This is a genomic window from Nocardia sp. NPDC059764 (genome assembly GCF_042732555.1).
In the GTDB taxonomy this organism is placed as follows: domain Bacteria; phylum Actinomycetota; class Actinomycetes; order Mycobacteriales; family Mycobacteriaceae; genus Nocardia.
On sequence record NZ_JBHWHH010000231.1, the window covers coordinates 1 to 8,996 of the forward strand.

Sequence of the window (8,996 nt, forward strand, 5' to 3'; positions counted from 1 at the left end):
ATCGCGGGTCCGTGTGCTGCGAGCCGGTCACCCGGCCGCGGCCCGCCTCGTCAGTCGGCGGCGGGCAGCAGTGCCTCGGCGAGATCATCACCGGAGGTCGCGAGGTCGCCGGTCGCGACCGCACCGAGCCAGCCGTGCACGCGCTGCGCCACCTCACCGGGCACCAGGCCCAGATCCTGGTGGATCTTGCCGCGCGCGGAATGATCCAGGAACTGCTGCGGCACACCGAGATCGCGGGCGGGCACGTCCACACCCGCGCCGCGCAGCCGCGCGGACACCGTCGAGCCGATACCGCCGTGCAGACCCGAATCCTCCAGGGTGACCACGAGCCGGTGATTGCCGGCCAGCTTCACCAGCGTGTCCGAGACCGGCAGCACCCAGCGCGGGTCGACCACGGTCACCGAAACGCCCTCGGCCGCCAGCAGATCCGCGACCTCCAGGGCGAGCCCGGCGAACGCGCCGACCGCCACCAGCAGCACATCCGCGTGCACCGAGTACGCGACGTCACCCGTCTCGGGCAGACGCAGCACGTCGACGTCGTCGAAACGTTCGACCGCCTCGATCTCCTCGACGGCAACGCCCTTGGGGAAACGGATCGCGGTGGGCCCGTCGCTGATGCGCAGGGCCTCCCCCAGCTCCTCGCGCAGGCGCACCGCGTCACGCGGCGCCGCGACCCGGATGCCGGGCACGATGCCGAGCACCGACAGATCCCACATGCCGTTGTGCGAGGCGCCGTCGTCACCGGTGATGCCGGCGCGGTCGAGCACCAGCGTCACCGGGAGCTCGAGCAGCGCCACATCCATGAGCAGCTGGTCGAAGGCGCGGTTGAGGAAGGTGGAGTAGATGGCCACCACCGGGTGCAGACCACCCAGGGCCATGCCGGCCGCGGAGGTGATGGCGTGTTGTTCGGCGATGCCGACGTCGAACATGCGGTCCGGGAAGCGGTTTCCGAACGGGGTCAAACCGGTCGGTCCGGGCATGGCGGCGGTGATCGCCACGATGTCGTCCCGCTGCTCGGCCTGCGCGATCAGCTCCGCGGAGAACACCGAGGTCCAGCTCGGCGCGGACGGGCCGCCCACCGGCACACCGGTCTCCGGATCGATCCGGTTGATGGCGTGCATCTGATCGGCCTCGTGATCCTCGGCCGGTTTGTACCCGCGGCCCTTCTGCGTCACCGCGTGCACGATGACCGGACCACCGAAGTCCTTGGCGCGACGCAGCGCCGCCTCCAGCTGGACCTGATCGTGCCCGTCGACCGGGCCCACGTACTTCACGCCGAGATCGCTGAACAGCTCCTGCGGCGCGACCGCGTCCTTGATGCCGGTCTTGATGGCGTGCAGCATCGAGTAGGCCGAATCCCCCACGCGCGGAATGCTCTGCACGATCCGCTTGGTGGCGTCGAGCGCGTGCTCGTAGGCGGGCTGGGTGCGCAGCCCCGCGAGCCGCTCGGCCAGGCCGCCGATGGTCGGCGCGTAGGAACGGCCGTTGTCGTTGACTACCACGATCACCGAGCGGTCCTGCCCGGCGGCGATATTGTTCAACGCCTCCCAGCACATGCCGCCGGTGAGCGCGCCGTCACCGACCACCGCGACCACGTGCCGCTTCTGCCGGGTCAGCGCGAACGCCTTGGCCAGCCCGTCCGCGTAGGACAGCGAGGCCGACGCGTGCGAGGACTCCACCCAGTCGTGGGCGCTCTCGGCGCGGCACGGATAACCGGAGAGCCCGCCTTCCTTGCGCAGCGTGTCGAACCCGTCCTTGCGGCCGGTGAGGATCTTGTGCACGTAGGCCTGATGTCCGGTGTCGAAGATGATCGGGTCGGCAGGCGAGTCGAAGACCCGGTGCAACGCGATGGTCAGCTCCACGACGCCGAGGTTCGGCCCGAGGTGCCCGCCGGTGACGGCGACCTTGCGCACCAGGAACTCGCGAATCTCCTCGGCCAGCTCCTGCAACTCCGGTACCGACAGCCGGCGCAGATCCTCGGGCATGTCGACCCGGGAAAGCACTCCCACGGCTATTGCTCCCTCCGGATGTCTCCTGTGTTTGCAACAGTCTACGGAGCCCTTTCCGGCCCCCGATGCCAGGAACGAAACACCACCTGCGACATCCGTAACAGATGTGAGGCTCAACACAGATTACGCCCGTTACGCTGGGCCTGTGGTCCCCTCCGGCGGCGTCGTGGCCCGCATCATCGACGAACTGTACGAGCTCTGTCGCGCCGACACGTCGGGAACGCTCGCCGACTACATTCCCGAACTCGCCGCCGTGCAACCCGATTCGTTCGGCATCTGCCTGGCAACCGCGGACGGGCGCATCTACGGCAGCGGAGATCTGGACGCCGCCTTCACGATTCAATCGATCTCCAAGCCCTTCACCTACGCGCTCGCGCTCGCCGACCAGGGGTTGGCCGAGGTGGCGCGACGTATCGACGTGGAGCCGACCGGCGAGCCGTTCAACGAGATCAGCCTCGATCCGCAGACCCAGCGGCCGCGCAATCCGATGATCAACGCCGGGGCCATCGCGGCGGCCGGACTCGTCGAGGGGACCGACGCCGCCGACCGATTCGCCCGAATCCGGCGCAGTTACAGCCGATTCGCCGGGCGCGAACTCACCATGAACGAGGACGTGTACGCCTCCGAGGCGCGCACCGGGTACCGGAACCGCGCCATCGGGTATCTGCTGCGCGGGGCCGGCATCATCGACGTCGATCCGGACGAAGCGGTCGACCGCTACTTCCGGCAGTGCTCGATCGACGTCACCTGCCGCGATCTGGCCGTCATGGCCGCCACCCTCGCCAACAACGGCGTCAATCCGTTGACTCGCGAACGGGCACTGACCGGAGCGCTCGTCCAACAGGTGCTCTCGGTCATGACCACCTGCGGTATGTACGACGCGGCCGGGGACTGGGTGACCACCGTCGGGCTGCCCGCCAAAAGCGGTGTGGGCGGCGGCATCCTGGCGGTGCTGCCCGGACAGATCGGAATCGCGGTGTACTCACCGCGATTGGACGCGCACGGCAGCAGCGTCGACGAGCATCCCGCGCTCGCCGACATGCCCGCCGACGATCGGGAGCGGCTGGCGAAGGAATTCGAGACCCGCACCGTCGCGCGCGGCGAACTCATCGTGCCGCGCGACAGCCCGCGCTGCGGACTGTTCCTGATCCTCGACGGACGGGTCCGGTTCACCTTCACCGACCGCGACGACCGCCGGCACCGGCTGATCACCCTCACCCCGGGCATGTCGTTCGGCGAGACCTCCATGCTGGCGGACATGCGCTACGCCAACGACGTGTACGCCGAGACCACCGTCCGGCTGGCGGTGCTGCCGCCCGCCCGCTTCGACGAGCTCACCAGCCAGGCCCCGCAGATCAAACTCGCGCTGCTGGAACGACTGGCGGTCGCCGCGTACGCCCAGGCCGACGCCGCCGTGCGCGCCGTCGCGGCCCACGGCGGGGTCTGACCACCGACGCACTCCGTCGACACCCGCCGGTTCGAGGGCTCGGGCACCGGACCGTGTGCGACACCCGGAATTGGCTTCGACGATGCGACCGCCACCGCTCGCGGGACGGCGCGACCGCCACCGCTCGCGCGGCCGATCATCGGGGCCGCACTGTCCGTGATCCCCCTCGACCGGCGCGCCGCATACGTCGGCGGGCGTAGGCGGGATTACGCCACCGCGTGCAGGCGCGCCGCCGGGAACGCGCCTACGCTGGCGGACAACGAAATTCCTTCCCTCCCACGAGGCGGATGTCATGACCGATTTCGATCCCGCGGTCTACGGACCGCCCACCGTGCGCGTCGGCACCGCGGAACGCGAGCAGGCCGCCGCGGCGCTGGGTGAGCATTTCGCGGCCGGCCGCCTCGACCTCGACGAATACGACGATCGGGTGGGACGCGCGTACGCGGCCAAGACCGCGGGCGAGCTGGCCGTACTGTTCGGCGACCTACCCCGGCCGCAACCTCCGGTACCGCAGGTCCAGGCCGCGCCGCCCGCTCCGCGCCGCGCGCTGCCGCTCGTGCCGGTCGGGGCGGGGGCGCTGGTGGTGCTCGCGCTCGTGCTCGTGTTCGTCACCCATATCTTCCCGTTCTTCCTGTTCCCGGTGCTGTTCTTCGTGTTCGCGCGGGGCCGGCGCGGCTACGGCTATCACGGTCCGCGCTACCACCGCGGCTGACGGCTATGGTGGATCCGTGGGTGTATTCGGTGAACTGTTCCCCGGCAAGAAGCTCGAGGACGACGGCAGCGAGGACGGCGGCGGCCAGCTGCACCAGCCGCGGGTGAGCCTCGACCTGGACGCGGGAGTCATCCGCGTGTCCCCCGCGACCCCGCCCGCGCCGCCGGCCGACCCGGACGCGCCCGCCGAGCACGCCTGATACCCAGCCGCTAGGGTTGGCCCCGACAGGCGACGAGCCGGGGACGAGGGGCGAAACACCGTGACGGACAACCATGATCAGTGGCGCAACCCCGACAGCCCGGCGACGCCCGCGCCCGCCCCGCAGGACCCGAACCGCGTCTGGGGCGAGCAGCCGACCACGAATTACCCTGGGCACCAGCCGATAACGCCGGACCCGACCATGGTCCACCCGGGCTACGACCCGGCCGTCCACCCTGGGCAAGCGCCCGTCCCGAATCACCCCGGCTACGAACCGACCGCCGTGTACCCCGGCCAGAACCCCGTGCCCAACCAGCCCGGCTACGAGCCCACGGCAGTGCACCCCGGCCACACACCGGTCCCGAATCATCCTGGGTACGAACCGACTGCGGTCTACCCCGGGCAAGCACCGGTCCCGAACCAGCCCGGCTACGAACCGACTGCGGTCTACCCCGGGCAAGCACCGGTCCCGAACCAGCCCGGCTACGAACCGACTGCGGTCTACCCCGGGCAGCAGCCGATTCCGGGATACCCGGGGCAGGATCCGACGGCGATCTACCCAGGCCAGCCCGTTCCCGGCTACCCGTCCGGTGCGTACCCAGGTCAGGAGTCGGCACCGAATTACCTTGGCCAGCAGCCCGTTCCGGGGTACGGCCAGCCGCAGCCCATGCCGGGCGGCGGAGGCAATCGGACCTGGATCGTGCTGGCCGCCGTCGTGGCCGTGATCGTGGTCGTCGGCGGCGGGATCGCGGCGTACGCGCTGACCCGGGACTCGTCGAGCTCCACCACCGCCGCGCCCAGTATCACCCCGGGCCCGGCTCCCACCAACCGCCCCGGAGGACCGTCGACCGGGCCGTCCAAGTCCGGTGCGCCCAAGCCGGGCGCGGGGACGGTGGTCGTGCCGGCCTACGGCGTCAGCTACGACGTGCCGAGCGGCTGGACCGTGGGCGATCCGGCCGACACCGTGCCGCAGACCGGGATCGACGGCACGTTCATCGGGCACGGCAAGGCCACCGAGGGCGGCGGCTACTGCCCCGGCTCGGCGTACCGGTCGCTCGCCTACGTCACCCGCGCCGACGGCAGCGATCCGGCCGCGGCCGCGGTCAAGATCGCGAAGATCTCCGCCCAGGGCGGCTATATGGACAAGTCCGGCGGCGCAGCGGGCGCGTCCACCGCGGTGACCACCAAGAGCGGCATCGCCGGCCAGCAGGTGGAGACCTCCGGCAGCTGGAAGCCCGACCCGGCCGGCTGCACCACGACCACCTACTCGATCTACACCTTCGCCTTCACCGGCCCCAAGAACGCCCTGCTGGTGCTGGCCATCCTCGCCGACCGCGGCACCACCGGCGAGCTCGCCGCCGACCACGCCAAGCAGATCATCGCCAGCGTCCGCACCTCCTGCCCCCCGGTCCGGCGCATCCTCGACGCCCGCTGAATCTCGATCCATAGACTGAGGCGATGCCCCTCGTCGAGGTGACCCACAAGGCCGAACTGCCGGAGACGGTCCTGCGGGAACTGGGCAAATGGCTGCCGCACCTGGTGTCCCAGGCGGTCGAATGCCCCGAGGAGCCTTATGACGGGGATCTGCAGCCCGGGGACGTGGAGATCCGTTTCCGGCCATTGGGCAAGTTCGACCGGTCCGGGCTGGACGTGGTCATCGAGATCCGGTCGAAGTACTTCGCGAGCCGCGCCGACAACCGGCAGGAACGCTGTGACCGGCTGCTGGCCGATATCGAGAAGTTCGTCGACGCCACGATCGGCGTCTATCTGACGCTGCCCGTCGCCGCGTGGGCGCAGAGCGAGTAGCCGCTCACCGGGATCCTTTCCATCAGTATTTCAATCACTGATTGAAATACTGATGGAACCGTGTTTCACTGCTTGGCATGGTCGAGAAGGTGTCCGCGGGAACGCGGGAACGGCTGATCGCCGCCGCGGAGCAACTGCTGCTGACCGAGCCGTACGACGAGGTCTCGGTGCGGGCGGTGTGCGCGGCGGCCGGGGCCAATCCGGCGGCCGTGCACTACCACTTCGGGTCCAAGGAGGCGCTGGTCGGCGCGCTCATCGAGGGTCGGCTCGGGCCGCTGTGGGCCGAGGGCCTGTCCGGGGCGCGGGGCGGGCGTGATTCGGTGCCCGCGGTGGTGGACGCCATCCTCGCGCCGTTCGTCACCCTGGCCGAAGATCCGCTGGGGCGCTTGCACTTACGGCTGCTGGCCCGCTTCGTCCTGGGACGGCATCTGACCACCTGGCGTGGGCCGTGGTTCCAGATGGACTCCTGGGCGCCGCTGCTGCCGGAACTGTCCCGGGGCCAGGCCGCGCAGCGCTGGATGCTGGCCTTCGACCTGATCATCATGCGATTCGGCGCACCCGAGATCGAGGATCACGGCATGCCGGAATCGGCGCTCACGGCCCTGCGCACCTTCGTGGTGGCCGGACTCACCGCATCGGGAGAACAACCATGAACGACATCTTCGCACCGGCGAAACTCGGCCCGATCACCTTGCGCAACAGGGTGATCAAGGCCGCCACCTTCGAGGGCCGCACCCCCGAGGCGCTGGTCACCCCCGAACTCATCGACTTCCATCGCGAGGTCGCCGCGGGCGGGGTCGGCATGACCACGGTCGCCTACTGCGCGGTCGCGCCGGGCGGGCGCACCGACCGCCACCAGATCTGGATGCGACCCGAAGCCGTTGCCGGACTGCGGGAGTTGACCGACGCCGTGCACGCCGAGGGCGCGGCCGCCAGTGCCCAGATCGGGCATGCCGGACCGGTCGCCAACGCCGCCTCCAACCGAGCGCCCGCGCTCGCGCCGAGCCCGCTGTTCAGCCCGCTGAGCATGAAGGCCATGAAGGTGCCCGGCGACGCCGAGATCCGCGAACTGATCACAGCCCACGCGCAGGCCGCGCTGCTGGCCGAGCAAGCTGGATTCGACGCCGTCGAAATCCATTTCGGCCGCAACTACCTGGTCAGCTCGTTCCTGAGCCCGCTGCTCAACCGGCGCGGCGACCGCTGGGGCGGGCCGCTGGTCAATCGGGCCCGGCTGGCCCGCGAAATCGCCTGCGCCGTCCGAGAAGCCGTCGGCGACCGGCTCGCGGTGACCGCCAAACTCAATATGGAGGACGGCCGTCGCGGCGGGCTCACCATCCCCGAGAGCGTGCAGGTGGCCACCTGGCTCGAGGCCGACGGCGCGCTCGACGCGCTCGAACTGACCGCGGGCAGTTCCCTGCTCAACCCGATGCTGCTGTTCCACGGCGACGCGCCGCGCAAGGAATTCGCCGAGGTCCTGCCCGGTCCGGCGCGGCTCGGTTTCAAGGTGGTCGGGCGCGCCTTCCTCAAGGAGTACCCGTATCAGGAGGCGTACCTGCTGGAGCGGGCCCGCCAGTTCCGCCGGGAACTGTCCCTGCCGCTGATCCTGCTGGGCGGCATCACCAATCTGGACACCATGAACCTGGCCCGCGCCGAGGGCTTCGAGTTCGTCGCCATGGGCCGGGCGCTGCTGCGCGAACCGGACCTGTTGCGGCGCATCCAATCCGAGGCGGGCACCCAGTCGGCCTGCGTGCACTGCAACAAGTGCATGCCCACCATCTACACCTCCACCCGCTGCGTGTTCCGGCCGGAGCGGACCATCATCGATTTCGACGGAAGGCAACGAGCATGAGCGGGTCGAGCCCGGAGGCTGCAGCCGAGCGTACCCATGGAGGGCTCCGCACAGGCTCGAATGGACACGGCATGAGCGGACGGCTCGACGGGCGGGTAGCCCTGATCAGTGGCGGCGCATCGGGCATGGGCGCGTCGCACGCGCGCGCGTTCGTGGCCGAGGGCGCCTCGGTGCTCATCGGCGACATCTCCGACGAGGCGGGGACGAAGCTGGCCGCCGAACTCGGTGACGCGGCGGCGTTCGTCCATCTCGACGTGACCAGCGCCGCCGACTGGCGGGTCGCGGTGGACACGGCCGTCGAACGGTTCGGCAAGCTGAACGTGCTGGTCAACAACGCCGGCATCCTCGACTTCGGACCGCTCGGCGAATACACCGAAGAACAGTGGCAGCGCGCGCTTTCCATCAATCTGACGGGCCCGTTCCTGGGCCTGACCGCCGCCCGTGACGCCCTGGTGGCGGCGCGGCCCGCGTCGGTGGTGAACATTTCCTCCGCCGCCGGGATCCAGGGCGTGCCGGGCGCGCACGCCTACACCGCTTCCAAGTTCGGGGTGCGCGGGCTGACCAAGTCCGCGGCGATCGAGCTCGCCCCGCACGGGGTTCGGGTGAATTCCGTGCACCCGGGCGGGATCCTGACCCCGATGATCGGGGTGCCCGAGGGCACCACCGCCGATCGCGCGGCCAATCCCCTGGCCCGGCTCGGCACGCCCCAGGAAGTCACCGATGTGGTCGTCTTCCTGGCCAGCCAGGAATCCAGCTACTGCAATGCCGCCGAATTCGTCGTCGACGGCGGCATGACGGCCGGCCGGCCCGTCTGATCCACCGAGTGGCACATGCTGCGATGTGCCACTCGGTGGATCGCTACTGCTGGTAGGTCGCCAGGAAGCGGCCGATGCGCTCGATGATCGCTTCGAGCTCATCGGCGTGCGGCAGCGTCACGATCCGGAAGTGGTCGGGGCGCGGCCAATTGAAGCCGGT

Annotated in this window: 9 protein-coding genes; 8 read left to right on the forward strand and 1 reads right to left on the reverse strand. The window is 70.1% G+C overall.

The window, feature by feature from the left end:
• Positions 1-50: 50 nt before the first annotated feature.
• Positions 51-2,009, reverse strand: coding sequence for a 1-deoxy-D-xylulose-5-phosphate synthase (dxs, locus tag ACFV4K_RS32290; RefSeq protein ID WP_379280035.1), 1,959 nt, complete (start codon positions 2,007-2,009; stop codon positions 51-53).
• A gap of 145 nt (positions 2,010-2,154) precedes the next feature.
• Here dxs and glsA point away from each other — a divergent pair, with 145 nt between their 5' ends.
• The 8 genes from glsA to ACFV4K_RS32330 all read left to right on the forward strand — a co-directional run bounded on the left by glsA (position 2,155) and on the right by ACFV4K_RS32330 (position 8,836).
• A complete protein-coding gene (glsA, locus tag ACFV4K_RS32295; RefSeq protein ID WP_379280037.1) occupies positions 2,155-3,456 on the forward strand; it encodes a glutaminase A in 1,302 nt (433 codons plus the stop codon).
• Between the two features lie 292 nt (positions 3,457-3,748).
• Entirely contained in the window at positions 3,749-4,168 is a 420-nt protein-coding gene (locus tag ACFV4K_RS32300; RefSeq protein WP_379280039.1) for a DUF1707 domain-containing protein, read from the forward strand.
• Positions 4,169-4,184: 16 nt separating this feature from the next.
• Positions 4,185-4,367, forward strand: a complete 183-nt coding sequence (locus ACFV4K_RS32305) for a hypothetical protein (RefSeq protein WP_357283124.1) — start codon at positions 4,185-4,187, stop codon at positions 4,365-4,367.
• Positions 4,368-4,427: 60 nt separating this feature from the next.
• Complete coding sequence (locus ACFV4K_RS32310) at positions 4,428-5,801, forward strand: hypothetical protein (protein ID WP_379280040.1); 1,374 nt, start codon at positions 4,428-4,430, stop codon at positions 5,799-5,801.
• Between the two features lie 23 nt (positions 5,802-5,824).
• Positions 5,825-6,172, forward strand: coding sequence for a hypothetical protein (locus tag ACFV4K_RS32315; protein ID WP_379280041.1), 348 nt, complete (start codon positions 5,825-5,827; stop codon positions 6,170-6,172).
• A 77-nt stretch (positions 6,173-6,249) separates the two neighbouring features.
• Positions 6,250-6,825 (forward strand): TetR/AcrR family transcriptional regulator, encoded by a 576-nt coding sequence (locus tag ACFV4K_RS32320; protein WP_379280042.1) that lies wholly within the window; start codon positions 6,250-6,252, stop codon positions 6,823-6,825.
• On the forward strand, positions 6,822-8,021 hold the full coding sequence (locus ACFV4K_RS32325; protein WP_379280044.1) for an NADH:flavin oxidoreductase: 1,200 nt from the start codon (positions 6,822-6,824) through the stop codon (positions 8,019-8,021). Before ACFV4K_RS32320 ends, ACFV4K_RS32325 begins: the two co-directional genes overlap by 4 nt.
• A gap of 71 nt (positions 8,022-8,092) precedes the next feature.
• On the forward strand, positions 8,093-8,836 hold the full coding sequence (locus ACFV4K_RS32330) for a glucose 1-dehydrogenase (protein WP_379280045.1): 744 nt from the start codon (positions 8,093-8,095) through the stop codon (positions 8,834-8,836).
• Positions 8,837-8,996 lie beyond the last annotated feature (160 nt).

Coding starts and splice junctions, on each gene's coding strand:
- ACFV4K_RS32300 (WP_379280039.1), top strand. CDS start 3,749: ATGACCGATTTCGATCCCGCGGTCTACGGACCGCCCACCGTGCGCGTC.
- ACFV4K_RS32315 (WP_379280041.1), top strand. CDS start 5,825: ATGCCCCTCGTCGAGGTGACCCACAAGGCCGAACTGCCGGAGACGGTC.
- ACFV4K_RS32320 (WP_379280042.1), top strand. CDS start 6,250: ATGGTCGAGAAGGTGTCCGCGGGAACGCGGGAACGGCTGATCGCCGCC.
- ACFV4K_RS32325 (WP_379280044.1), top strand. CDS start 6,822: ATGAACGACATCTTCGCACCGGCGAAACTCGGCCCGATCACCTTGCGC.
- ACFV4K_RS32330 (WP_379280045.1), top strand. CDS start 8,093: ATGAGCGGACGGCTCGACGGGCGGGTAGCCCTGATCAGTGGCGGCGCA.